24 protein-coding genes are annotated in these 24,558 nt (G+C 69.3%); 11 read left to right on the forward strand and 13 right to left on the reverse strand.

Translation table 11 applies throughout. The annotated features are described in order from the left end of the window. Positions 1 to 233: 233 nt before the first annotated feature. The gene (locus ACIA73_RS10750; RefSeq protein WP_399437994.1) at positions 234 to 1,256 is read left to right on the forward strand and encodes an aldo/keto reductase; all 1,023 of its coding nucleotides are present in this window, start codon (positions 234 to 236) and stop codon (positions 1,254 to 1,256) included. Positions 1,257 to 1,287: 31 nt separating this feature from the next. Then, a complete protein-coding gene (locus tag ACIA73_RS10755) occupies positions 1,288 to 1,878 on the forward strand; it encodes a TetR family transcriptional regulator (RefSeq protein ID WP_399437996.1) in 591 nt (196 codons plus the stop codon). Between the two features lie 23 nt (positions 1,879 to 1,901). Here ACIA73_RS10755 and ACIA73_RS10760 read toward each other — a convergent pair whose 3' ends face one another. Then, positions 1,902 to 2,033: a hypothetical protein gene (locus tag ACIA73_RS10760; RefSeq protein WP_399437997.1), complete on the reverse strand. Its 132-nt coding sequence runs from the start codon at positions 2,031 to 2,033 to the stop codon at positions 1,902 to 1,904. A 111-nt stretch (positions 2,034 to 2,144) separates the two neighbouring features. Beyond that, complete coding sequence (locus ACIA73_RS10765; RefSeq protein ID WP_399437998.1) at positions 2,145 to 3,530, reverse strand: glycine--tRNA ligase; 1,386 nt, start codon at positions 3,528 to 3,530, stop codon at positions 2,145 to 2,147. Between the two features lie 245 nt (positions 3,531 to 3,775). Here ACIA73_RS10765 and ACIA73_RS10770 point away from each other — a divergent pair, with 245 nt between their 5' ends. From ACIA73_RS10770 to ACIA73_RS10790, 5 genes are all read left to right on the forward strand, one after another. Next, on the forward strand, positions 3,776 to 4,768 hold the full coding sequence (locus ACIA73_RS10770; protein WP_399437999.1) for a metal ABC transporter substrate-binding protein: 993 nt from the start codon (positions 3,776 to 3,778) through the stop codon (positions 4,766 to 4,768). After that, positions 4,768 to 5,613, forward strand: a complete 846-nt coding sequence (locus ACIA73_RS10775) for a metal ABC transporter ATP-binding protein (RefSeq protein ID WP_399438066.1) — start codon at positions 4,768 to 4,770, stop codon at positions 5,611 to 5,613. Before ACIA73_RS10770 ends, ACIA73_RS10775 begins: the two co-directional genes overlap by 1 nt. 1 nt (position 5,614) lies before the next feature. Next, positions 5,615 to 6,505, forward strand: coding sequence for a metal ABC transporter permease (locus ACIA73_RS10780; protein WP_399438000.1), 891 nt, complete (start codon positions 5,615 to 5,617; stop codon positions 6,503 to 6,505). 89 nt (positions 6,506 to 6,594) lie between these two features. Next, positions 6,595 to 7,026 (forward strand): Fur family transcriptional regulator, encoded by a 432-nt coding sequence (locus tag ACIA73_RS10785; protein ID WP_399438001.1) that lies wholly within the window; start codon positions 6,595 to 6,597, stop codon positions 7,024 to 7,026. A gap of 181 nt (positions 7,027 to 7,207) precedes the next feature. Beyond that, positions 7,208 to 8,161, forward strand: coding sequence for a trypsin-like serine peptidase (locus tag ACIA73_RS10790; RefSeq protein WP_399438002.1), 954 nt, complete (start codon positions 7,208 to 7,210; stop codon positions 8,159 to 8,161). 75 nt (positions 8,162 to 8,236) lie between these two features. Here ACIA73_RS10790 and ACIA73_RS10795 read toward each other — a convergent pair whose 3' ends face one another. The 9 genes from ACIA73_RS10795 to leuA form a co-directional block, all read right to left on the reverse strand. After that, positions 8,237 to 8,689 (reverse strand): response regulator, encoded by a 453-nt coding sequence (locus ACIA73_RS10795; protein ID WP_399438003.1) that lies wholly within the window; start codon positions 8,687 to 8,689, stop codon positions 8,237 to 8,239. Then, positions 8,686 to 10,521: an ATP-binding protein gene (locus ACIA73_RS10800; protein ID WP_399438004.1), complete on the reverse strand. Its 1,836-nt coding sequence runs from the start codon at positions 10,519 to 10,521 to the stop codon at positions 8,686 to 8,688. Before ACIA73_RS10800 ends, ACIA73_RS10795 begins: the two co-directional genes overlap by 4 nt. Position 10,522: 1 nt before the next feature. Beyond that, on the reverse strand, positions 10,523 to 11,725 hold the full coding sequence (locus tag ACIA73_RS10805; protein WP_399438005.1) for a PP2C family protein-serine/threonine phosphatase: 1,203 nt from the start codon (positions 11,723 to 11,725) through the stop codon (positions 10,523 to 10,525). Between the two features lie 79 nt (positions 11,726 to 11,804). Beyond that, the gene (locus ACIA73_RS10810) at positions 11,805 to 12,659 is read right to left on the reverse strand and encodes an isoprenyl transferase (protein ID WP_399438006.1); all 855 of its coding nucleotides are present in this window, start codon (positions 12,657 to 12,659) and stop codon (positions 11,805 to 11,807) included. 115 nt (positions 12,660 to 12,774) lie between these two features. Then, positions 12,775 to 13,521, reverse strand: coding sequence for a DNA repair protein RecO (gene recO / locus ACIA73_RS10815; RefSeq protein ID WP_399438007.1), 747 nt, complete (start codon positions 13,519 to 13,521; stop codon positions 12,775 to 12,777). A gap of 43 nt (positions 13,522 to 13,564) precedes the next feature. Next, on the reverse strand, positions 13,565 to 13,783 hold the full coding sequence (locus ACIA73_RS10820) for a hypothetical protein (protein WP_399438008.1): 219 nt from the start codon (positions 13,781 to 13,783) through the stop codon (positions 13,565 to 13,567). Positions 13,784 to 13,973: 190 nt separating this feature from the next. Next, entirely contained in the window at positions 13,974 to 14,780 is an 807-nt protein-coding gene (locus ACIA73_RS10825) for a hypothetical protein (RefSeq protein ID WP_399438009.1), read from the reverse strand. Positions 14,781 to 14,872: 92 nt separating this feature from the next. After that, the gene (locus ACIA73_RS10830) at positions 14,873 to 15,592 is read right to left on the reverse strand and encodes a TerB family tellurite resistance protein (protein WP_399438010.1); all 720 of its coding nucleotides are present in this window, start codon (positions 15,590 to 15,592) and stop codon (positions 14,873 to 14,875) included. A gap of 201 nt (positions 15,593 to 15,793) precedes the next feature. Beyond that, entirely contained in the window at positions 15,794 to 17,554 is a 1,761-nt protein-coding gene (leuA, locus tag ACIA73_RS10835) for a 2-isopropylmalate synthase (RefSeq protein WP_399438011.1), read from the reverse strand. A 309-nt stretch (positions 17,555 to 17,863) separates the two neighbouring features. Here leuA and ACIA73_RS10840 point away from each other — a divergent pair, with 309 nt between their 5' ends. The 4 genes from ACIA73_RS10840 (at position 17,864) to ACIA73_RS10855 (ending at position 22,044) form a co-directional block, all read left to right on the forward strand. Next, the gene (locus ACIA73_RS10840) at positions 17,864 to 18,925 is read left to right on the forward strand and encodes a M4 family metallopeptidase (RefSeq protein WP_399438012.1); all 1,062 of its coding nucleotides are present in this window, start codon (positions 17,864 to 17,866) and stop codon (positions 18,923 to 18,925) included. An 85-nt stretch (positions 18,926 to 19,010) separates the two neighbouring features. After that, positions 19,011 to 19,283, forward strand: coding sequence for a protealysin inhibitor emfourin (locus ACIA73_RS10845; protein WP_399438013.1), 273 nt, complete (start codon positions 19,011 to 19,013; stop codon positions 19,281 to 19,283). A 125-nt stretch (positions 19,284 to 19,408) separates the two neighbouring features. After that, the gene (locus tag ACIA73_RS10850) at positions 19,409 to 20,779 is read left to right on the forward strand and encodes a GH1 family beta-glucosidase (protein WP_399438014.1); all 1,371 of its coding nucleotides are present in this window, start codon (positions 19,409 to 19,411) and stop codon (positions 20,777 to 20,779) included. Further along, the gene (locus ACIA73_RS10855) at positions 20,776 to 22,044 is read left to right on the forward strand and encodes an MFS transporter (protein WP_399438015.1); all 1,269 of its coding nucleotides are present in this window, start codon (positions 20,776 to 20,778) and stop codon (positions 22,042 to 22,044) included. The genes ACIA73_RS10850 and ACIA73_RS10855 overlap by 4 nt, the downstream gene beginning before the upstream one ends. A gap of 201 nt (positions 22,045 to 22,245) precedes the next feature. Here the strand turns inward: ACIA73_RS10855 and ACIA73_RS10860 are convergent, their stop codons facing one another. After that, positions 22,246 to 23,595: a hypothetical protein gene (locus tag ACIA73_RS10860; protein ID WP_399438016.1), complete on the reverse strand. Its 1,350-nt coding sequence runs from the start codon at positions 23,593 to 23,595 to the stop codon at positions 22,246 to 22,248. Between the two features lie 171 nt (positions 23,596 to 23,766). Continuing rightward, positions 23,767 to 24,246: a GtrA family protein gene (locus tag ACIA73_RS10865; protein ID WP_399438017.1), complete on the reverse strand. Its 480-nt coding sequence runs from the start codon at positions 24,244 to 24,246 to the stop codon at positions 23,767 to 23,769. Positions 24,247 to 24,558 lie beyond the last annotated feature (312 nt).

Below are 24,558 nucleotides of genomic sequence, written 5' to 3' on the forward strand. Positions count from 1 at the left end.
AGAACATGCGCTGACGGTACCCCGTCCGGGAGGACCGCGGCACCGGATTTTTCCCGCCCCGCAGGGCAGCGGACAGTCGCCGAATGACGGGTGCCGAATGACAGATGACAACTAACAGATGACAGATGACAGATATTGAAATCTGTCATCCGTCATGTCACAGTCGTTATGTGTCACCCGCTATCTGTTCCCTGTCACCCGCCACCCGTCCCTCCCCGACCGAGGAGCACCCCATGACCACCTCCCGCCCCACCCCCACCCGCGCCCTCGGTGTCACCGGCCCGCAGGTGTCCGCGCTCGGTCTCGGCTGCATGGGGATGTCCGCGCTGTACGGCGAGGCCGACCGCGCCGAGTCGGTCGCGACCATCCATGCCGCGCTCGAAGCCGGGGTCACCCTGCTCGACACCGGTGACTTCTACGGGATGGGCCACAACGAGTTGCTGATCAACGAGGCGCTGCGCACCGCGCCCGCCGCACTGCGTGAACAGGCGCTCACCAGCGTGAAGTTCGGGGCGCTGCGCACGGTCGAGGGTGGATTCACCGGCTACGACGGCCGACCGAACGCGGTGAAGAACTTCGCGGCGTACTCCCTCCAGCGCCTGGGCACCGATCACATCGACATCTACCGGATCGCCCGCATCGACCCGGACGTACCGATCGAGGAGACCGTCGGCGCGATCGCCGAACTGGTGGAGGCCGGGCACGTCCGGCACATCGGGCTCTCCGAGGTCGGCGCCGAAACCCTGCGCCGGGCCGCCACCGTCGCGCCGATCTCGGATCTGCAGATCGAGTACTCCCTGATCTCGCGCGGCGTCGAGGCGGAGATCCTGCCGGCCGCCCGTGAGCTGGGCATCGGCATCACCGCGTACGGGGTGCTCTCCCGCGGTCTGATCAGTGGGCACTTCGGCCGGGACCGCGCGCTCGCCCCGAACGACTTCCGGGGCATGAGCCCGCGTTTCCAGGGCGACAACCTCCGGCACAACCTCGATCTGGTGGACCGGCTCCGCAAGATCGCCGAGCAGAAGGGCGTCTCGGTGGCCCAGGTCGCCATCGCCTGGGTGCTCTCGCGCGGCGAGGACATCGTGCCGCTGGTCGGCGCCCGGCGCCGGGACCGGCTCACCGAGGCGCTGGGTGCGCTCGACGTCTCGCTCGGCGCCGACGACCTCGCCGCGATCGAGGCCGCGGTCCCGGCCGGGGCGGCCGCGGGCGACCGTTACCCCGCCGGGCAGATGGCCCACCTCGACAGCGAGCGGTGAGTTGTCAGTGGCGCCAGGTACGGTCAGTGACATGACCAGCGAAGCACTGACCCCCGAGCGCATCCTCGAAGCGACCGAGGACGTCCTGCGCCGCCACGGTGCCGCAAAGGCGACGGTCGTCGACGTGGCCCGTGTGCTCGGTGTCAGCCACGGCAGTGTGTACCGCCACTTCCGGACGAAGGCCGCCCTGCGCGAGGCCGTGACCAGCCGTTGGCTGGACCGGACGACGGAGGCCCTGGCGGTCATCGCCACCGCCGACCAGCCGGCGCCGGAGAAGGTGTGGACCTGGCTCACCGCCCTCTTCGAGGCCAAGCGCAAGAAGGCGGGCGACGACCCCGAGCTGTTCGCGACGTACGGTGTGCTGCTCGCGGAGAACAGCGGGGTCGTCGAGGCGCACATCCGCGAACTCGTCGGTCAGCTCACCAGGATCGTCGAGGAGGGTGCGCGCTCCCGGTACTTCCCGGCGGCGGGCGATCCGAAGGTGACCGCGCAAGCGGTCTTCGACGCGACGGCGAAGTTCCACGACCCCGGTTACGCCGCCGAATGGCAGAAGCCGGGCATCGTCGCGGAGTTCAGGTCCGTGGCGAGCCTGCTGCAGCGCGGTCTGCTCGCGTCGGAGTAGTCGGAACCACCAGGCCCCCGGCCTCAGCCCCCGCCCTCCAGGAAGCGGAGCACCGCGAACACCCTGCGGTGGTCCGCGTCCGCGCGGGGCAGGTAGAGCGCCCAGGCCGCCGCGATGGCGGTGTGCGCCGAAACCCCCCTGGCCGCCCTGTGCACGGCACTGGCACGGCGCCTGTACGCCGAAGCCCCCGGCTGCCTCGTGAAAAGGCGGCCGGGGGCTTTGGCGTACAGGCGGAAAGCGACGTACAGGCAGACCGGAAGGACCGGCTAGCAGCCGATCAGCCGGACCGCCAGGTACTCCTGGATCATGTCCAGCGAGACGCGCTCCTGCTTCATGGTGTCGCGCTCGCGCACGGTCACCGCGTTGTCGTCGAGGGTGTCGAAGTCGACGGTGACGCAGAACGGAGTGCCGATCTCGTCCTGGCGGCGGTAGCGGCGGCCGATCGCGCCGGCGTCGTCGAACTCGATGTTCCAGTTCTTGCGCAGGTCGGCGGCGAGGCCCTTGGCCTTCGGCGAGAGCTGCGGGTTGCGGGAGAGCGGCAGCACGGCGACCTTGACCGGCGCCAGGCGCGGGTCAAGGCCCATCACGACGCGCTTCTCCATGACGCCCTTGGCGTTCGGCGCCTCATCCTCGCGGTAGGCGTCAAGCATGAAGGCGAGCATGGCGCGGTTGACACCGGCGGCCGGCTCGATGACGTACGGCGTCCAGCGCTCGTTGGCCTCCTGGTCGAAGTAGACCAGGTCGTGGCCGGAGGCGGCGGAGTGCGCCTTCAGGTCGAAGTCGGTGCGGTTGGCGACGCCTTCGAGCTCGGAGAACTCGGTGCCACCGAAGTTGAAGCGGTACTCGATGTCGGCGGTGCGCTTCGAGTAGTGGGACAGCTTCTCCTTCGGGTGGTCGTACCAGCGGATGTTCTCGGGGTTGATGCCGAGGTCCAGGTACCAGTTCCAGCGCTGCTCCATCCAGTATTCCTGCCACTGCTCGTCCTCGCCCGGCTTGACGAAGAACTCCATCTCCATCTGCTCGAACTCGCGCGTGCGGAAGATGAAGTTGCCCGGAGTGATCTCGTTCCGGAAGGACTTGCCCATCTGCGCGATGCCGAACGGCGGCTTCTTGCGCGAGGTCTGCTGCACCTGGGCGAAGTTGGTGAAGATGCCCTGGGCGGTCTCCGGGCGCAGGTACGCCTTGGAGGCGGTGTCCTGGGCCGGGCCGAGGTGGGTCTCCAGCATGCCGGAGAACTGCTTGGGCTCGGTGAACTGGCCCTTGGTGCCGCAGTTGGGGCAGTTGACGTCGGCCAGGCCGTTCTCGGGGGTGCGGCCGTGGTGCTTGGCCTCGTACGCCTCGATCAGGTGGTCGGCGCGATGCCGCTTGTGGCAGGCGGTGCACTCGGTGAGCGGGTCGGAGAAGGTCGCGACGTGACCGGAAGCGACCCATACCTCGGGGGCCAGGATGACCGACGAGTCGATACCGACCACGTCCTCGCGCGCGACGACCATCGCCCGCCACCACTGACGCTTGATGTTCTCCTTGAGCTCAACGCCCAGCGGCCCGTAGTCCCAGGCAGCTTTGGAACCGCCGTAGATCTCACTGCTCGGGAAAACGAAGCCACGGCGCTTGCTCAGGCTGACGATGGTGTCGATCTTGTCGGCGGCCACGGTGCTCTCTTCATTACGACGACGAAGGTCTGTGCGTTCTCAGATTTGACACGTTCTCAAACCTGACTCGGACGCCGGTGCGCGCAGCCCCGCGCGTAGCCCCCCTGCACGACCACGACCCGGCTCGGCCCGGCGAATGCTTCAGATTACCGGCGTGCAGGGGGCCCGGATCAAATCGGTAACCGGTGCAGAGCCGACAACCGCACTATTGACAATCGTTTCCACTTTTGTTGAAAATGAGTGTCATGAACGTACGACGCTTGATACCCCTGACCGCCACTGCCGCCGCAGTCTCCCTCGGCCTGATCACTCTCTCCGCCTGTGGGGGTGCCTCGGCCACCGGCAGCGACGGCAAGAACGCGGACGGCAAGCTCAACGTGATCGCGTCGTTCTATCCCATGCAGTACCTGGCCGAGCAGATCGGCGGCGACAAGGTCGCCGTCACCCCGCTCACCAAGCCGGGCGTCGAACCGCACGACCTGGAGCTCAAGCCCAAGCAGACCGCAGAGCTCTCCGACGCGGACCTGATCGTCTACCTCAAGGGCCTCCAGCCCGCCGTGGACGAAGCGGTGCAGCAGTCCGGTGCCAAGAACACCGTCGACGCCACCACCCTCACCTCCCTGGAGGCGCACGGCACCGAGACCGGCGGCCACGGCGCGGAGGAGGAGGCCGGGCACGAGGGCCACGACCACGGGCACGACCACGGCGCCGAGGGCGCCTCCGACCCGCACATCTGGCTGGACCCGGTGAAGTACGGCGAGGTCGCCAAGGGTGTCGGCAAGGCCCTTCAGAAGGCCGACCCGGCCAATGCCGCGACGTACAAGAAGAACACCGACACCCTGGTCACCAAGCTCGACGGCCTGAACACGGCGTTCGAGAACGGCCTGAAGAACACCACCACCAAGACCTTCATCACCACCCACTCCGCCTTCGGCTACCTCGCCGAGCGCTACGGCCTGGAGCAGGAGGGCATCAGCGGCGTCGACCCCGAGTCGGAGCCCAGCCCGGCCCGGATCAAGCAGCTCCAGAAGATCGCCAGGGAGGACAAGGTCTCCACCGTGTTCTTCGAGACGCTGGCCAGCGACAAGACGGCCTCGACCCTGGCGAAGGACACCGGGCTGAAGACGGACGTCCTGGACCCGCTGGAAGGCATCACGGAGAAGTCCAAGGGCTCGGACTACATCGAGGTCATGCAGTCCAACCTCGCCGCGCTGCAGAAGGCCCTCGGCGCGAAGTGATCCCCTCTCCCCCTCACCCCTCAGCAGCATCGGAGGCGCTCCCCGTGCGGACGAACAGCTTCAACAGCGACGCTGTCATATCCCTGAGCGCGGCCACCGCCACGCTCGGCTCGCGACCCGTGCTGCGCGGGATCGACCTCGCCGTGCAGCGCGGCGAGGTCGTCGCGCTGCTCGGAGCCAATGGTTCCGGCAAGTCCACGGCGGTCCGCTCGGCGATCGGGCAGGTGCCGCTGACCGGCGGCTCGGTCGAGCTCTTCGGCACGCCGCTGAAGCGGTTCAAGCAGTGGGCACGGATCGGCTACGTACCGCAGCGGACGACGGCGGCGGGCGGAGTGCCGGCGACGATACGTGAGGTGGTGTCGTCCGGGCGGCTGTCGCGGGCCCGCCTCGGGCTGCTGTCCAGGGCGGACAAGGCGGCCGTCGAGCGGGCGATCGACCTGGTCGGGCTGAGCAGCCGGGCCAAGGACTCGGTGAGCGCACTGTCCGGCGGGCAGCACCAGCGGGTGCTGATCGCCCGAGCGCTGGCCAGTGAGCCGGAGCTGCTGATCATGGACGAGCCGCTGGCAGGCGTGGACCTGGCCAGCCAGGAGATCCTGGCAGCGACGCTGCGCGAGCAGGTCGCGGCGGGCTCCTCGGTGCTTCTCGTGCTGCACGAGCTGGGCCCGCTGGAGCCGCTGATCGACCGCACCGTCGTACTGCGCGACGGCGTCGTCGTGCACGACGGGCCGCCGTCGGCAGCGGGCGCCCTGCCCGGCCACGACGACCACCACCTGACCAAGGAAGACTGCCACCCGCACACGGCGCCCGCCGCCGCGTCCGGCGTACCGACGGGACTGCTGAGCTGACATGAGCGAACTCCTGGACATCTTCAGCACCCCGTTCATGCAGCGGGCCCTGATCGCCGCCGTACTGGTCGGCATCACCGCTCCCGCCATCGGCATCTATCTGGTGCAGCGCCGTCAGTCACTGATGGGCGACGGCATCGGCCATGTCGCCATGACCGGTGTCGGCCTCGGCTTCCTGCTCTCCGCCAGCCCGGTCTGGACGGCCACCGCCGTCGCGATCGTCGGCTCGGTGGTGATGGAACTGATCCGCTGGTACGGCAAGACCCGCGGCGACATCGCGCTGGCCATGTTGTTCTACGGCGGTATGGCGGGCGGTGTGCTGCTGATCAACCTGGCCCCGACCGGGTCCAACGCCAATCTCTCCTCGTACCTCTTCGGCTCGCTCTCCACGGTCTCCTCCGAGGACGTCACGGCGATCGTGATCCTGGCGGCCTTCGTGGTGCTGGTGACGATGGGGCTGCGCAGGCAGCTGTTCGCGGTCAGCCAGGACGAGGAGTTCGCGCGGGTCACCGGGCTGCCGGTGCGGGCGCTGAACCTCCTGGTGGCGGTCACGGCGGCGGTGACGGTCACCGTGGCGATGCGGGTGGTCGGGCTGCTGCTCGTGAGTGCGCTGATGGTGGTCCCGGTGGCTGCCGCGCAGCAGATCTCGCGCAGCTTCACGGTGACCTTCGTGCTCGCGGTGGTGATCGGTACGGCGGTGACCTTGGCCGGAACCGTCACTTCCTACCAGTACGACGTCCCGCCGGGCGCGACCATCGTGCTGCTGGCCATCGCCGTGTTCATCGTGCTGACTCTTCTCGCCGCACCCCTGGCCCGACGGCGCTCGCGCGCGGGACACTCTGCCGAGCGACCGTCCGGTGAACCGCTGGCCGCACAGACGGTGAAGGCCTGAGTACGACACGACGCGCGGGGCCGGTGGACAGCACTGGCACAATGGCCCGACGTATCCATTCGCGTAACGGGCGACCAGAGGAGGCACCTGTGACGACGGCGCCGAGCGGTGCGACGGCCAACGCCGCACCGGTACGTGGGCGCTCCACCCGGCAGCGGACCGCCGTGGCGGCGGCGCTGGACGAGGTGGACGAGTTCCGCAGTGCACAGGAGCTGCACGACATGCTCAAGCACAAGGGCGACTCTGTCGGCCTGACCACGGTCTACCGCACGCTCCAGTCCCTCGCGGACGCGGGCGAGGTCGATGTGCTGCGCACCAGTGAGGGCGAGTCGGTCTACCGGCGCTGCTCGACGGGTGAGCACCATCACCATCTGGTGTGCCGGATGTGCGGCAAGGCGGTCGAGGTCGAAGGACCCGCGGTCGAGTCCTGGGCCGAGTCCATCGCGGCCCAGCACGGCTATGTGAACGTGGCGCACACGGTGGAGATCTTCGGTACCTGCGCGGAGTGCGCTGCCGCCTGATCCCCATTCCTCACGGGTGACCTCGACGCCCCGGCTCCCTTGCGGAGTCGGGGCGTTCGCCATGTCCAACAGGTTTCGGCCAACCCTGCACCGCACTCCTGACAGTTATTCAGCAGCCGTGGCAACCTGCCTCACGCACATCGATTTCCGCACCGCTCCCCTCTTCGCAGAAGGAGTCAGCGTGAGACGTCGTCCCCACAGTGCATTGCTCGGTCCGCTCGTGGCAGTGGGTGCTCTGCTCGCTGTCGGAGCGGCTCCGGCGCCCGCCGCCGAAGCCCCGTCGGCGGCCCCGGCCGCGACCGCCGAGCAGCAGGTACGAAGCTTCTGGACCCCGGAGCGGATGCGCTCCGCGACCCCGCTCGACCTCCTGAAGGCCGCGCCGTCCGAGGTCAAGCCGGCGAAGGCCGGCGGCGCCACGGTGTCGCTCCCCGGAGCCGCACCTTCCGCCATGGCGTTCCCGCAGAAGGGCGGCGCGTGGACCGGCGGCGGGGCAGTGGTGAAGACCTCGGGGCGGGTGTTCTTCACCTATGACGGCCGTACGGCCTCCTGCTCGGGCAACTCGGTGACCAGCCAGAACAAGTCCACCGTCGTCACCGCCGGGCACTGCGTCAAGCTGAAGAACGTCTGGCACACCAACTGGGTGTTCGTCCCCGCCTACAACGACGGCCAGACCCCTTACGGCACCTGGACGGCCGCCAAGACCTCCGCAACCGACCAGTGGGCGGCCAGTGAGGACATCAACTACGACGTCGGTCTGGCGGTGGTGAATTCGCTGAACGGCCAGAAACTGGCCGATGTGGTCGGCGCGCAGGGAATCCAGTTCAACGGCGGTTACAACAAACCGATGTACGCCTTCGGCTTCCCGGCGGCCTCCCCGTACGACGGAAAGAAGCTCATCTACTGCTCCGGGAACACCACCAAGGACTTCCTGCTGTCCAAGGACCACCGGATGGGCTGCAACATGACCGGCGGCTCCAGCGGCGGCCCGTGGTTCAACTCGTTCAACGAGTCGACCGGAACCGGCCTCCAGGCGTCGGTGAACAGTTTCGGCTACACCTTCCTGCCGGGCTACATGTTCGGCCCGTACTTCGGCAACGAGGTGAAGGCCGCGTACGACAAGGCGCAGGTGGGCTAGGCAAGTCGGCCACCTGCCCCGGCACTCGGCCGCCGATCCCTCGGGCACCGAGCGAGGGACCGGTGGCCTGCCCGCTCACCGGTTGGGCGGAAGTCTCACCACGGTGACGAAGAAGTCGTCGATCTGGCGGACCGCGGCGATGAACTGTTCCAGGTCGACCGGTTTGGTGACATACGCGTTGGCGTGGAGTTTGTAGCTGCGAAGGATGTCCTCCTCGGCCGAGGACGTCGTCAGAACCACCACCGGGATGTGCGCCAGGTCCTCGTCCTTCTTGATCCGCTCCAGGACCTGTCGGCCGTCGTACTTCGGCAGATTGAGGTCGAGCAGGATCAGGTCGGGTCGCACCGCGTCGGTGTGCGCCCCCTGCCGGTACAGGAAGTCGAAGGCTTCCTGCCCGTCGCGCACCACATGCAGCCGGTTGCGGATCTTGTTGTCCGAGAAGGCCTCACGGGTGATCAGTTCGTCACCGGGGTCGTCCTCGACGAGCAGGACCTCGATGGGGTTGAGGTGAGAGCCGGGGGTGCTCATGCGCTCGCTCCTGTGGGTGCGGAGGGATCTGCGGGTGCGGAGGGATCTGCGAGTGCTGGTGGTGCGGGCGCGGGTGCGGGCGCGGTCGGGGAGGTGGTCGTGGGCCGCGCGGGGACCGAACCGGTGGCCTGGCCCGTCACCGGCAGGCTGAAGCACACCTTCGCCCCCTGGGAGACGGCGGTGTCCAGGCGGATGCTGCCGCCGTAGTACTCGACGATCTTCCGGCAGAGGGCCAGGCCGATCCCGGTGCCCGCGTAGTCCTCGCGCGAATGCAGCCGCTGGAAGATGACGAAGACCTTCTCGGCGAACTCCTCCGGCACTCCGATGCCGTTGTCGTGAACGCAGAAGCGCCAGTCCCCGCCGTCCCGTTCGCAGCTGACGCGGATCCGGACGGGACGCTCCGGATGACGGAACTTGACCGCGTTGCCGAGCAGGTTCTGCCAGAGCATGGTCAGGCTGGTCGGGTCGCCGATCACCACCGGCAGCGGCCCGGCGGGCAGTTCGATCTCCGCGCCGGACTCTGCGACGGCGATCGCGAGGTTGCCGAGCGCCTGCTGGAGCACTTCACCCACGGAGACCTCGACGGGGGCTGCGTCGAGGCGGCCCACCCGGGAGAAGGTGAGCAGGTCGTTGATGAGGATCTGCATGCGCTTGGCGCCGTCCACGGCGAAGCCGATGTACTGCTTGCCGCGGTCGTCGACGGCGTCGCCGTAGCGCTTCTCCAGGAGCTGGCAGAACGCGGTGACCTTGCGCAGGGGTTCCTGGAGGTCGTGCGAGGCGACATAGGCGAACTGTTCCAGCTCGTTGTTGGAACGCCGGAGTTCGGTGGCCTGTTCGTCCAGGTGGGCGGCCTGCTTGGCCAGATCGGCGGCCTGCCGGGCCAGTTCGGCCTCCCTGGCGCGGGCCTCGGCGAGCTCCCCGGCGATACGCCGGCGCATGGCGTCCACACTCACGCCGACGGCCCTCACGTCCACCGGGCCCGGCACCTCGATCCGGCTGTAGAACTCGCCGCCCGCCACCCGGTCGGCGGCCTCGCTCAGCGCCTTCAGCGGGCGCACCACCATCCGGCTGAGCAGCAGCGCGAGCAGCAGCCCGGTCGCCACGATCACCGTCAGCATGCCGAGGAACGCCCAGTCGCGCAGGGTGCGCAGGCCTTCCGCCTCGGCGCGGGTCCTCACCCGCGCCTGGTCGATGTGGGTCTCCTGGGTGCGCAGCAGGGCGCGCAGTTCGTCGAAGCCCCGCTTGCTGGCCTCGACGCGCGGCTGTACGGCGGCGACGCTCTCCCCCGCGCGAATGGCGGCGATCAGTGGCATGGCCTGCTGGGTGCGCCACTGGGCGGCCTTCGCGGTGACCGCGTCCAGGTCGGCGCCGAACCGGCCCCCGCGCCCGAGGTACCCGGCCACCGACTTCCGGTAGCGGACCTCGTCGCGCACTCCCACCACGTACGGCTTGAGGAACGTCTCGTCGCCGCTGAGCGCGAAGCCGCGCACCCCGGTCTCCTGGTCGAGGAGGGACTTCTGGAGCTGGAGGGTGGCGGAGCGGCCGGGCTGGAGGTGGTCGACGAGCTCGCTGTTGGCCGTGGCGGTGCGGCCGAGCAGGGTGGCGCCGACGACGGCGCAGAGCACCAGGAGCACGGCCATGGCAAGGAGGACGAAACGGATCCAGCCCCGTACGGACAGCTGTCCGAAGCCCTTGGGCCGGTGGGTTGTGGGGGGCTCGGTGTGCGAGGCAGGGTCCGGGCGGGGGGAAGCGCCGGTGGGCGGGCCGGCGTCGGAGTGCGGGGCGGCGTCGGAGTGCGGGGTGGTGCCGGAGTGCGGGGTGGTGCCGGGCATCTCAGCTGCTTCCCCAGGCGAGGTGCAGCACCGCTATGTCGTCGGCGAGGCCGCCGTGCGGGGCGGCGGCGGCGGTCGCCGCCTGGACCAGGGCCTGGACGAACTCCAGGGCGGGCAGCGCCTCGTACTGCCTGGCCAGGGCGAGCAGACCGTTCTCGCCGAGCCGGGTGCGGGGTCCGGTGAGCCCCTCGAAGAGGCCGTCGGTGAAGGCGACGATGCCGGTGCCGGGCTCCAGGGGCAGATCGGTCTCCGGCCAGCTGCCGGTGCCGGGGGCAATACCGAGGGCCATGCCGCCGGGCGGGTCGTACCAGGTGGTGCCGGAGGGGCCTCGTACCAGCAGACCCGGGTGTCCCGCGCGCACCACCCGCACCGAGGACCGGTCCGGCGGGAAGACCAGGCTGGTGAGGGTGGCGAAGACCTGCTGGGCGGACCGCTCGGCCGCCATGATCTCTTCGAGCAGGCGGAGCTGGGCGGATCCGGTGCAGCCGCTGAGGACGGCGGCACGCCAGGCCACCCGCAGGCAGACGCCGAGCGCCGCCTCGGTCGCGCCATGGCCCGATACATCGCCGATGACGGCGTGCACGGTGCCGTCGGCGGTCTGTACGACGTCGTAGAAGTCACCGCTGAGCAGGCCCTGTTCGCGGCCGGGGTCGTAGCGGGCGTTCACCTCGAAGCCGGTGCCGCGCATCAACGGCACGGGCAGCAGACCGAGTTCGAGCCGGGCGTTCTCCTCGGCGCGCAGCCGGCCCTCGTGCAGGGCGACCGAGGCACGCTCGACCTGCTTGCGCTGTACGGCGTAGCGGACCGCACGGCTCAGGATCTCCGCGTCCAGGCGTCCCTTGACCAGATAGTCCTGGGCGCCGACCGCGACCGCGGTGTGTCCTGCCTCGCTCTCCACCAGGCCGGTCAGGACCACGATGGCCGCGTCCGGGTGCGCGGCGAGCACCTGGCGTACCGCGTCCAGCCCCCGGACGTCCGGCAGATGCAGATCGAGCAGTACGCACACCGGACCGATGTGCCCGGAGAGGAACTTGCGGGCCTCACCGAGCGAGGTGCACCAGTGGACCTCGGCCCGCAGATCACTGTCCCGCAGCACTTCGGTGAACAGCAGGGCGTCCGCGGCATCGTCCTCGACCAGCAGCAACACCGCGTCGAGCTCTCTGCTCCCGGGCGCCGTGCCGGCCACCACCAGTCGTTCGGCCACTCTCAAACCCCCGCCCAGGGAAGCCGGTTGGCCCGGCCGCGCCTCCTTCGGCGGAATGATACTGCCGGGGGCGGGCCCATCAGCCCTGTTCGGGTACCTGCGGCGGAGCCAAAATCTCCTGCGCCTGCTGCTCATTGGGGACCGCGCCGCCGAACCGCCGGTCACGCTGGGCGTATTCGTAACAGGCGTCCCACAGGTTGCGCCGGTCGAAGTCCGGCCACAGCACGTCCTGGAACACCATTTCGGCGTACGCGCTCTGCCACAGCAGGTAGTTGGAGGTGCGCTGCTCGCCGCTGGGGCGCAGGAAGAGGTCCACGTCCGGCATGTCCGGGTAGTACATGTACTTGGCGAAGGTCTTCTCGTTCACCTTCGACGGATCGAGCTTTCCGGCGGCGACGTCGCGGGCGATGGCCTGTGCGGCGTCGGCGATCTCGGCACGGCCGCCGTAGTTGACGCAGAAGTAGAGCGTCATGGCGTCGTTGTCGACGGTCTGCTCCTGAGCGACCTGAAGCTCCTGAACGACGGACTTCCACATCTTCGGCATCCGGCCGACCCAGCGGATGCGGATGCCGAGGTCGTTCATCTCGTCGCGGCGGCGGCGGATGACGTCGCGGTTGAAGTTCATCAGGAAGCGGACCTCGTCGGGGGTGCGCTTCCAGTTCTCGGTCGAGAAGGCGTACAGGGAAAGGTTCTTCACGCCCATTTCGAGGCAGCCCTTGAGTACGTCCAGCACGACGCCCTCGCCGACCTTGTGGCCCTCGGTGCGGGGCAGGCCGCGGTCCTTGGCCCAGCGGCCGTTGCCGTCCATGACGATCGCCACGTGCTCCGGGACCAGTTCGCCGGGGATCTTCGGGGGACGCGCACCGGACGGGTGCGGTTCGGGGACCTTGTACTCGCGACGGCCGCCCAGCCCCAGAATTCCGCGTCGTGCCATGAGAGGGATCTCCTAGATTTACTGTCTGCTCTGAGATGTGCTGTCTGCTCTGGAAGTTCTTGGCTGCTCTGAATGTGCTGTTCTGCTCGGTTCTGAATGTGCTGTTCTGCTCGGTCTACTTCTCCACGTACCGCAGCGAACGCAGTCCGCGCTCCAGGTGCCAGTGCAGATACGCCGACACCAGCCCGCTGCCCTCACGCGCGTGCCGCGGCTCGCACGCGTCGGCCGCCGCCCAGTCCCCCGTGAGCAGTGCGCTCAGCAGCCCGACGGCCTCCGCAGAGGGTACGACGCTGCCGGGCACCCGGCACTCACCGCATATGACGCCGCCCGCAGCGACGGAAAACAGCCGGTTCGGCCCCTCTATGCCGCATTTCGCGCAGTCGGTGAAGCTGGGTGCGTAACCATTGACGGCGAGCGAGCGCAGCAGAAACGCGTCCAGGATCAGATTCGGCGCGTGTTCGGCGCGCGAGAGCGTCCGCAGTCCGCCGACGAGCAGCAGGTACTGCTGGATGGCGGGTTCGCCCTCGTGGTCGGTGAACCGCTCGGCGGTCTCCAGCATGGCCGTACCGGCGGTGTAGCGGGCGTAGTCGGTGACGATCCCGCTGCCGTACGGGGCGATGATCTCGCCCTGGGTGCACAGCGGCAGCCCCCGCCCGACCAGCTCGCTGCCCCGGGCGAAGAACTGCACGTCCACATGACTGAAGGGTTCCAGGCGTGCGCCGAACTTGGACTTGGTCCGGCGCACCCCGCGCGCGACGGCACGGATCCGCCCGTGGTGACGGGTGAGCAGCGTGATGATGCGGTCCGCCTCGCCGAGCTTCTGGGTGCGGAGCACGATCCCGTCGTCGCGGAACAGACTCATGAGGTCCATTGTCCCGTACGAGGAGGCGGGGCCGGGCGGCGCCTCAAGGAAGCTCCCCCCGGCTGCGGGCGTTGACGTAAGCGGTCGCCGCGCTGAGCCGCTCGGCGGCCGTGGCGGGGCGGACGTCCTCCTGGTCGCAGTTCCACTCCCGGCCCCCACCGGCCGGGATCAGCCGCAGCAGGCGGCCCACCTTCGCGGCCACTCTGCCGACCCGTCCGCTGGTGAGATCCACCACGTACGAGCCGAGCGGTGACGGCTTCACCGCTCCCCTGCCGCACGCAATTCCTTCACATCTTCCTCCGGCTGAACAAGCTGAACAGTGCGGTTTTCCTCATTCACCGACATGGGTTCCCGCCGCGAATGGATTTCACGTTTCGCGGTACGGGGCAGATACCGGATGGCTATTCTCGGGGGGAGTCTGCGCACTTCAGCGTCGTGGCCGGTGGTCGCGCCTAGTGCTCGATGAGTTCTTCCCGGGACTTCACCGCACCGTCGTTCAGAATCACAAAGTGCCGGTCCTTTTCCGTCATGACCTTCAAGAATCCGGGCTCGGCCTCCAGCACGTAGCCGGTCAGCGCTTTCCCCTGACCGTGCAGCTCGATCCGCTCCAGCGGCATCCATGGGGTCCTCACGACCGCCGCGCTGACCAGCAGGGCCACCAGGACCGCACCCATCACCACCCCCATCAGGTGCCTGCTCGCCCAGCGGGAGGCCTCGCCGACCTGGTCGGGCCGACGCCGCGTCGCATACCCCAGGGCGCCCGTCGCGAGCGTCACGCCCACCGCGGCGACCAGCGGCCACCAGGTGTGGAAGCTGGAGACGTACGCCGTACAGCCCGCGACCACGATCGCCAGCATGCCGAGGCCCGCCAGGTCCACCGGACCGGTACCGGGCGCCCCCTCCGAAGGCTCCCGGCCCGTCCTCCCCCGTGCCGCCGCCACCTTCTCCGCGGTCACCTCGTCCAGCGCGTCCTGCCGCAGGCGCAGCGCCAGCAGGAAGCCACCCACCACCCGGAAGAGAAACGCGGGCAGCAGGACGGCGAGCAGCACGGCCGCGACCGTCGAATCGGCCATCACCGTGCCGAGGACGATGCCGATGCTGTCCTCAAGATCAAGGGTGTGCAGTACGGCGAAGGCGGTGTGCCACTGATACCCGGACACGGCGAACAGCCGCAGCAGCAGAAACAGGAAGGCGGCCGTGGTGAGCGTCAGCCCGCTCCACCCGCGCCCCTGAGCACCTTCGCTCTCTTTGTGCGCCATGCGGCCAACGTGCCACAGGCGTCCGTGCGTCGCCTGCGCAGCGCCGTGCCGTTACGGTCCTGTCGGTCGGCGGGCCCGCGCCGGGGGGTATGTCAGGATGGCGTGCGCGCCGCCGCGAGCAGGCGTGCGGTGTCGTCCGCGCACAGCTGCAGCGCCGCGCCGACGGTGATGAGCACTTCCCGCTCGGCCGGGCTGTAGGGCCCGTCGGCCAGAGCGATCCTGGCGCCCTGGAGCAGCAGCGACTCGCGGCCCGCGGGGGCCAGGTGCGGGGCGAGCGGTTCGAGCGCCTCGTGCAGTTCGATGGCGAGGGTGGCGCTGTACGGGCTGTCCGCTCCGGTGCCGGTCTCCGGGTCCTCAGGGAGGTACCGCCCGGTGTCCTGGGCCAGCGCCTCGATGAGGTACGTCAGCTGGTCCTCCGTACAGTCCTCGAACCCCGCGGAACGCACCGTGGCGGCGGCCGTGCCGGTCACCTCGCGGGAGGACGTGCCTCCGGCGGCGAGGACGGCGAGGGCGACCGTGTGGACGGCGTCGCGGAGCATCGCGGAGAAGCGGACGGTGGTGGGGTGGTCGAGCGCGTCGGCGGCGAACTGCCCGTCGCACGACGCGCACTGGACGACCGGGCCGACATGGCCGCGCGCGAACAGCGGGATGCCGAGGACGGCCAGGCGCCGACGGCCGGTCCGGCGGGCGTAGTTGCGGTCGCCGCCGCATCCGGGGCAGAAGAACTCACCGTCGCCGACGGTGGTCCAGGTGGTGCGGACGCCCCACAGGCTGCCCCACGGGCTGAGCGATCGGCCTCGCACTGGCAGCACGGCGTACCTCCGTAACGCTTCGGCATCTTTGCCGGGGTTGGACGTGATGTTAGCCACATCCACCGGGCCCCGTCAGCACCCCGGGAAAAGACGGAAGTCCCGTCCACCGCGCGGGTGGACGGGACTTCCGTGCAACACAGGGGAAACACTCAGGTCAGCGGGCCGGTGGAGGTGCGGTCGGCCCGTGCACCCGATTCAGGATCAGCGGGTCGCCCGGTTCACGGCGGACACAACTGCCTTCAGGGAGGCCCGAGTCGTGTTCGGGTCGATGCCGATGCCCCACAGGACCTTTCCGTCGATGGCGCACTCGATGTACGAGGCGGCCTGCGCGGAGGCGCCCTCGCTCATGGTGTGCTCCTGGTAGTCCAGCAGGCGGGCGTCGATGCCGACGGCGGCCAGCGCCTCGAAGAAGGCCGAGATCGGGCCGTTGCCGACACCGGTCAGCACGGTCTCAGTACCGTCCACGACCGCTTCCACCGTCAGGGTGTCCCGGCCGTCGGTGTCCGTCGTGGTCTGGCCGGAGCGGACCTGGATGCGGCCCCACGGGTTCTCCGCGTGCGGCAGGTACTCGTCCTGGAAGGCGGACCAGATGGCCTTGGGGGTGACTTCGCCGCCCTCGGTGTCCGTCTTCTGCTGGATGATCTTCGAGAACTCGATCTGCATCCGGCGCGGCAGGTCCAGCTTGTGGTCGTTCTTCAGGACGTAGGCGATGCCGCCCTTGCCGGACTGCGAGTTGACGCGGATCACGGCCTCGTAGGAGCGGCCGACGTCCTTGGGGTCGATCGGCAGGTACGGGACCGCCCACTCGATGTCGTCGACGGTCTTGCCCGCGGCGGCCGCCTCGGCCTCCATCGCGTCGAAGCCCTTCTTGATGGCGTCCTGGTGGGAGCCGGAGAAGGCGGTGTAGACCAGGTCGCCCGCGTAGGGGTGGCGCGGGTGGACCTCCATCTGGTTGCAGTACTCGGAGGTGCGGCGGACCTCGTCGATCTGCGAGAAGTCGATCTGCGGGTCGACGCCCTGGGAGAACAGGTTCATGCCCAGGGTGACCAGGTCGACGTTGCCGGTCCGCTCGCCCTGGCCGAACAGGCAGCCCTCGACGCGGTCGGCGCCGGCCATCAGCGCCAGTTCGGCGGCGGCGACCGCGGTGCCGCGGTCGTTGTGCGGGTGGACGGACAGGCAGACGTGCGCGCGGCGGGTCAGGTTGCGGGACATCCACTCGAAGCGGTCCGCGTGCGTGGAGGGGGTCGAACGCTCCACCGTGGCGGGCAGGTTGAGGATGATCTCCCGGCCCTCCTCGGGACCCCAGACGTCACACACGGCCTCGCAGACGTCCAGCGCGAAGTCCAGCTCGGTGTCGGTGAAGATCTCCGGCGAGTACTGGTATCCGAAGATCGTCTCCGGGCCCAGGATCTTCTCGGCGTACTCCATCACCAGCCGCGTGCCGTCCACGGCGATCTGCTTGACCTGCTCCTTGGAGCCGCGGAAGACGACGCGGCGGAAAGTCGGCGCGGTCGCGTTGTACAGGTGGACGGTGGCCCGGTGGGCGCCGCGCAGGGACTCGACCGTGCGCTCGATCAGCTCCTCGCGGGCCTGGGTCAGGACGGAGATCGTCACGTCCTCGGGGATCGCGCCCTCTTCGATGATGGAACGTACGAAGTTGAAGTCGGTCTCACCGGACGACGGGAAGCCGACCTCGATCTCCTTGTAGCCCATCCGCACCAGCAGGTCGAACATCTCGCGCTTGCGGGCGGGGCTCATCGGGTCGATCAGAGCCTGGTTGCCGTCGCGCAGATCGGTGGACAGCCAGCGGGGGGCCTTGGTGATGCGGGCCTCGGGCCAGGTGCGGTCCGGGATGTCCACGGCGTCGTACGTGCCGTACTTGTGGACCGGCATGCCGGACGGCTTCTGCTGCTGGGTGGCGTTGGTGACGGGCGTCGGGCGGCCGACGGACTGCTGGGTCATTGCGTAGGGCTCCTCGGGTCTCCTGCAAGGGGACGGCCGACTTCTTTGAGCGCAGCACCAGATCCCGCGGGGAGGGGGTCGGCCTACGACTACAGGCCCTCGCCGCGGCAGCTAAGGAGAAGCAGCCCGAAACGCATGATGTGCCGCAGCCTAACCGAGGGACGACGAGGACGCCGGTCCCGTATCAGTATGCAAGACCGAGCATCTATGTCGTCGAAACAGTGATCCATCACTCGAAGCATTGAAATATGACGCAAATTTCCGTCGCAGGTAGTGACACAGCCATGACCCAGTGCCACATTGCTCGCCATGGAAGCCATCCATCCCGTTTTCTGCACCATCGTGCCGCCCCACGTCCTCGACAAGCTCGCCCGCTCCGAGGACCCCGCGCTCGCCGCACCCGCCCGCCGCACCCTGGAGGCCGACGCCGCCCAGCGCACCCATCGCCGACTGACCACGGTCATCGGCGCCCCGTCGATCGCCCCCGCCCCGGGAGCCGCCGACAACAAGGTCCACCGCACCATCTACGACGCCCGCAACCGGCGCGAGCTGCCGGGCCGGGTCGTCCGCAAGGAGGGCGACAAGCCCGGCAAGGACGCCACGGTCAACCGTGCGTACGCCGGTCTGGGCGCCACCTTCGAGCTGCTCCTCAAGGCCTTCGAGCGCAACTCCATCGACGGCAACGGTCTGCCGCTGAACGCCTCCGTACACTTCGACAAGGAGTACGGGAACGCGTTCTGGGACGGCGAACAGATGGTGTTCGGCGACGGTGACGGCGAGATCTTCCTCGACTTCACCCTCCCCGTCGACGTCATCGGCCACGAACTGGCCCACGGCATGACCCAGTACACGGCGAACTTCACCTATTTCGGCCAGCCGGGCGCGCTGAACGAGTCGATGTCGGACGTCATCGGCTCACTGGTGAAGCAGTACGTGAATGACCAGACGGCCCACGAGGCCGACTGGCTGATCGGTGCGGGCCTGCTCGCCGAGCGGGTCACCGGTGTGGCGCTGCGCTCGATGAAGGCTCCGGGCACGGCGTACGACGACGACGTGCTGGGCAAGGACCCGCAGCCCGCGACGATGGACGACTACGTCACCACCGGTCGCGACAACGGCGGTGTGCACATCAACTCCGGCATCCCCAACCACGCGTTCTACCTGGTCGCCGAGGCGCTGGGCGGCAAGGCGTGGGAGCGGGCCGGGCAGATCTGGTACGACACCCTGACCGCCGGGACCCTCACCGTCACCCCGACCTTCGCGGACTTCGCGCGGGCCACCGTGGCGGCGGCCCGCAACCGGTTCGGGGACGGCGAGGAGCAGCAGACGCTGCTCAAGGCGTGGGAGCAGGTCGGGGTGCCGACCCACTGAACGGCCCTGCTCCGGAGGGCACATCGCCCCTGGTGGACCGATCGCCCTCTTCCGGCGGAGCCTCCCGCGTACTAGAACGGACCCCATGCTGATTCAGGTGGTCCGCACGGGAGGTTTCGCCGGCATCGAGCGCCGGGCCGAGGTCGACACCTCGGGCCGGCCCGATGCGCCCGCCTGGCAGGCCCTGGCCACCGGCGCTCTCGCCGACGGCCGGGGCCCGCGCATGCCGGGGGCCGGGATCGCGGACGGCTTCAGTTACGAGATCACGGTGGACGGCCGGACCTTCCACTGCGCCGATCCGCAACTCTCGGACGCACAGCGCGAGTTGATTGAGCGCGTGCTCAAGGAGGGCGCCTGAGCCGATTGAGCGACTGCTCAATCGCGTCTCCGCAGCCGGCCGGTGAAGCCCGCGGCCGACTGTGCGGAAAATCGGTACCGCCCGGTCGTTGACAGGGTTACTTGGGAGTATTCACCATCTCCCCCATGACAACGTTGCCGCCCCGATCCCGGTCTCCGCTGCCCCGCTTTCCCGCCAACTTCCTCTGGGGAGTGTCGACTTCGGCCCATCAGATCGAGGGCGCGGCGGCCGAGGACGGGCGGGGGAAGTCCTCCTGGGACCTCTTCTCCGCCCTGCCCGGGAAGATCAAGGACGGTTCGAGCGCGTCCGTCGCCGTCGACCACTACCACCGCTACCCCGAGGACGTGGCCCTGCTGAAGGAGCTCGGGGTGGGCGGCTACCGCTTCTCGGTCTCCTGGTCGCGGGTACTCCCGGAAGGAGCGGGGCCGATCAACAAGGCCGGGCTCGACTTCTACGACCGGCTCGTCGACTCCGTGTGCGAGGCGGGCGTACGTCCGGTGCCGACGCTCTTCCACTGGGACACCCCGCTCGCCCTGGAGGAGAAGGGCGGCTGGCTGGAGCGGGACACCGCGCACCGGTTCGCGGAGTACGTCGAGGTGGTCGCCGAGCGGCTGGGCGACCGGGTCGGCCGCTGGATCACCCTGAACGAGCCCGCCGAGCTGACCATGCTGGGCCATGCGCTGGGCGAGCACGCCCCCGGCAAGCAGTTGCTGTTCGACGCCCTGCCGGTCGCCCACCACCAGCTCCTGGCGCACGGTCTGGCCGTACAGGTGCTGCGCTCGCGCGGCTCGGGCTCCCTCGGCATCGCCAACTCGCACGGCCCGACCTGGCCCGCCTCGGACTCCGAGGAGGACAGGGGCGCCGCCGACTTCTACGACGTACTGCTCAACCGGCTGTTCGCCGACCCGATCCTGCTCGGCGAGTACCCGGAGGGCATCGCCGAGATGCTGCCGGGCCCGGTCGCCGAGGACCTGGAACTGATCTCGCAGCCGCTGGACTGGTACGGCATGAACTTCTACCAGCCGACCAGGGTGGGCGCCCCCAACCCCGCGGTGTCCGCGGAGTTCGCCGGAATCACCGTGCCGCCGGAGATGCCCTTCTCGGTCCACCCCGTCGAGGGCGTGCCGCGCACCGCCTTCGACTGGGCGGTCGTCCCCGAGGCGCTGACCGAACTCCTCGTCTCCTTCCGCGACCGGTACGGCGACCGGCTGCCGCCGGTGGTCATCACCGAGAACGGGTGCAGTTACGACGGTCTCGACGACCAGGCGCGGATCGACTACCTGGACGGCCATCTGCGGGCACTGCACCGGGCGATGGACGCGGGCGTCGACGTACGCGGTTACTTCGTGTGGTCGCTGATGGACAACTGGGAGTGGGCGGAGGGGTACCGGCAGCGGTTCGGCCTGGTCCACATCGACTACGAGGGCGGCACTCTGGACCGCACCCCGAAGGCGTCGTTCCGCTGGCTGCAAGAGGCACTTCGGGCCCAGCGGTGACCACGGACTCCGCCCCGGCGCCCGGGGAGGACGCACCAACCGCCCTGCGGGAGCCGGACGTTGAGGTCCCGCGTGGCTGGACGGGTGCGCTGTCGCTGGCCAACGGGGCGATCTGGGTGGGCTGGTTCGGGCCGATCCAGATCCTGCTCGCCCTTCAGGCGGCGGAGCTGGCGCCCGGCACGGGTATGCCGAAGGAGTCGGTGCTGGCGTGGGTGACGGGCATCGGGGCCGCGGTCTCGATGCTCTGCAACCCGGTCTTCGGTGCGCTGTCCGACCGTACGGCCTCGCGGTTCGGGCGTCGTACGCCGTGGATCGCGGGCGGTGTCGTCTCGGGCGCGGCCGCTCTGGTCCTGCTCTCGTTCGCGCCCGGCATCGTGACCATGACGCTCGGCTGGTGCCTGGTGCAGGTCACGCTGAACGCCGCGTTCGCGGCGATCACCGCGTCCGTCCCGGACCGGGTGCCGCACCGCCGGCGCGGGGTGGTCGGGGGCTGGCTGGGCGCGGCTCAGATCCTGGGGGTGGTGGTGGGCACGGGGCTCGCGACACTCGGCGGCGGGGTGGTGGCGGGGTACGCGGCGTGTGCGGTGTTCTGCGTGGCGGGGGCGCTGCCGTTCGTGCTGCGGTTCAAGGATCCGGCCGGGGTGCGGCAACCGCCGTTCGTGTGGGGGCCGTTCCTCCGGTCGTTCTGGCTGAGCCCGCGCACGTACCCCGACCTGGGGTGGGCCTGGCTGACCCGGTTCCTGATCAATCTGGGCAACTCGATCGCCCTGCTCTATCTGCTCTACTACCTGCGCGACCGGCTGCACCACGAGGACCCGGGGACCGGTGTGCTGATCCTGACGGCCGTCAACGGGGTCACCCTGCTCGCCACGGTGGTGGTCAGCGGGGCGTGGTCGGACCGGGTGGGCCGCCGCAAGCCGTTCGTGCTGTGGGCGGGAGTGCTGATGGCGGCGGCCTCCGGGCTGCTGGCGCTCTGGCAGACCTGGCCCGGGGCGCTGGTCGCGGCGGCTCTCCTGGGCATCGGATTCGGCGTGTTCACCTCGGTCGACTTCGCGCTGATGACGGACGTCCTGCCCAAGGCAGCCGACCGGGGCAAGGACCTCGGCGTCATCAATGTCGCCAACTCCCTCCCCCAGGTGGCCGCCCCGGCCCTGGCCGCCCCGATCGTCACCCACGGCGGCGGGTACGGCGTCCTGTACGGGGTCGCGGCGGGAGTGGGACTGGTGGGTGCGGTCCTGGTACGGCGGATCAAGGGCGTGGAGTAGGCGGCCCTCCGGGGCCGCGGGGCCGCCGTACACCGTGGCCGGATCCCCCCCGCGACGTACCGGGTAGGGCAACGGATCGCCTCCGCGACGTACCGCGGAAATCGCGGGACCCCGGGGCCGGCCTGGCAGCCCCGGGGTCCCGCGTACTTCCGTGAAAGTCGAAAGTCAGCGTACTTCCGTGAAAGCGTGAAAGTCCGTGTCTCAGACCCCGACCGGCTCGTCGACGCGGGTCGCGCCGCCCTCCTCACGTACCTCGGGCTCCGGCTCTCGGCGCTTGCGCCCCACCAGCCACAGCAGCCCGCCCAGCGTGCCCGCGATGGCGGGCCAGTACACGTACCGGTAGTCCGCCGCCGGCATCACGGGGATGTACGCCAGGATGTACACCGCCGCGCTGATCCCCAGCATCCGCACCGGCATCCGGAACATCCCGCGCCCCGGCCGCACCGTGAACACCACGCCCACCAGCAGCCAGAACCACCCCTGGAACAGCATCGGCAGATCGCGCACGGCCCCGGTGACGTAGTTCTCCAGCGTCTTGGCCAGTCGCGGGTGCGAGATCTCGACGCCGGCCTCGGGCTGGTCGAGCCCCGGCTGGAACGGCAGCCGGGTCCTGAAGAGCATCGTGGAGTAGAGCTCCGCCCGGTACTGGACGTAGGCGAGCGGACGTTCCCGCAGCACTCCCTTCAGCCAGATCGACTGGAGTTCCGCGGCGTCCTTGGTGAGCCCGGGACCGACGTCCCAGCAGGTCCAGTACGTGTCGGAGAGCCGCTCCCGCTTCTTGCACAGGGCGGAAGCGGCCACCAGGCGGTCCCGCACACCGGGCGTCTCGGCGGCCTTGGCGAGCGCGTCGGCGGGCATCACCATCAGCATGTCGTCGAGCATGATCTGCGCGCTCTGGCTGGTGGGGGCCGGCTTGGCGAGCACCGAGATCGCGGCGGTGGGCACCACCACGGCGGCCAGCAGGGCAGCCAGGGTCAGCGCCCAGATCCTGCGTCCCGGCCGGGGCCACAGGGTGACGACGAGCATGAAGAACACCGGGAGCACGGCCACGAAGGCGTTCTTGCGCACCATCACCGCGTAGGCGAGCAGCAGCACGCCGCCCGCGAGCAGCGCCCAGCGGACGGCCGGCCGTTCGGGGCGCAGCCACCTCGCGGCCAGCGCGACCGCCACGGCGGCGAGCAGGACGAAGGCCATCTGGATGTCTTTCCAGATGACTCCGCTGATGGTCAGCACCTGCGGGGCCAGGCCGACCCCGAAGACGGCGAGGCCCGCCTGCCAGCGGCCGGTCAGATTCCACAGCGCCCAGGACAGGACGCCGAGCGCCGCCCACAGGACGAAGAGCTGGAGGACCAGTATCGAGCCGACGCTGCCGGTCAGGTCGATGAGCCCCCTCCACAGCAGGGACATCACGGCCGGGTGCCAGTCGGTCAACGGCTCGCGGCCCTGGGCCTGCATGAGCTGGCTGACGCTGTCCCTGGTCAGGAAGCCCGGGGAGAAGACGGCGACGGTGCCGATCCAGCACACGGCGGCGACGAGTGCCGGTATCAGCACTCGTCGGTATCTGTGGAGGAATGACCTCTTACGTTCCATGGGCGCAGACGCTAACAGGGCCACGGGGCCCGCTCCGGCGCCGATGACACTCCCGGGTATGGAACCAACGCCGCACGGGACCCATCAGAACAGGTGAAGGTCGCGCGCACCGCGGCCGCACGCTGCAATCGGTCAAGAAGCCACAAATACGAAACGTCGGTAGGTAAAGAATCGGAAAACTGTTGCGATAGCCCAGCCAAGGAGCCGCGCGACGTTGTCACTGAGCGGAGAGTCGAGCCCCAGCAGATGCCGCGAGAGAGAGACCGTACCGGCGGTGATCACGATACCGATGACGTTCACCAGAGCAAAGAGGACCAGTTCATGGACGACGTTCTCGCGCCGCTGGCCACGGTAGGTCCAGTACCGGTTGCCGACCCAGCTGGCCGCCACCGCCACCGTGGTCGCCAGCACCGAGGCGACCACCGGGGAGGATTCCATGGGGCCGCCGGAGCCGCCGGGGAGACCGAAGACCAGCAGGTTGTAGCCGCCGTTGTCCACGACGAAGGCAAGCGCCCCGACCACACCGAACGAGGCGACCTCGCGCCAGGTGCGGCGCAGTACCGCATGCAGTCGCAAACGCAGGGAAGGCGGAGCGGGAGAAGTTGTCGACACGAGAGCCGAGAGTAGCCGCCGCACGGCCGAGGGCCCACCACGGGGCGAAAAACAGGCCGTTGACCGGCCGGAGGACGCCCCACCGGGCTACCCACTGAGAGCATGGGCCACACACCTGCGATAGCTTTGTACACTATATTTTCACATTGCGGGCCCAGCTGTCAGCCCCACCGCATAGCCGCGTCACGAGATGTTGATCAGCCCTGAGGAGAATTCCGTGAGTCCCACGATCGCCTGCGTTGTGCCCTGTCACAACGAGGAAGCGGCCATCGGCAAGGTGGTCCGCGATCTGCGCGAAGCACTTCCCGAGGC

Source organism: Streptomyces sp. NPDC051561 (genome assembly GCF_044454195.1).
Classification (GTDB): domain Bacteria; phylum Actinomycetota; class Actinomycetes; order Streptomycetales; family Streptomycetaceae; genus Streptomyces.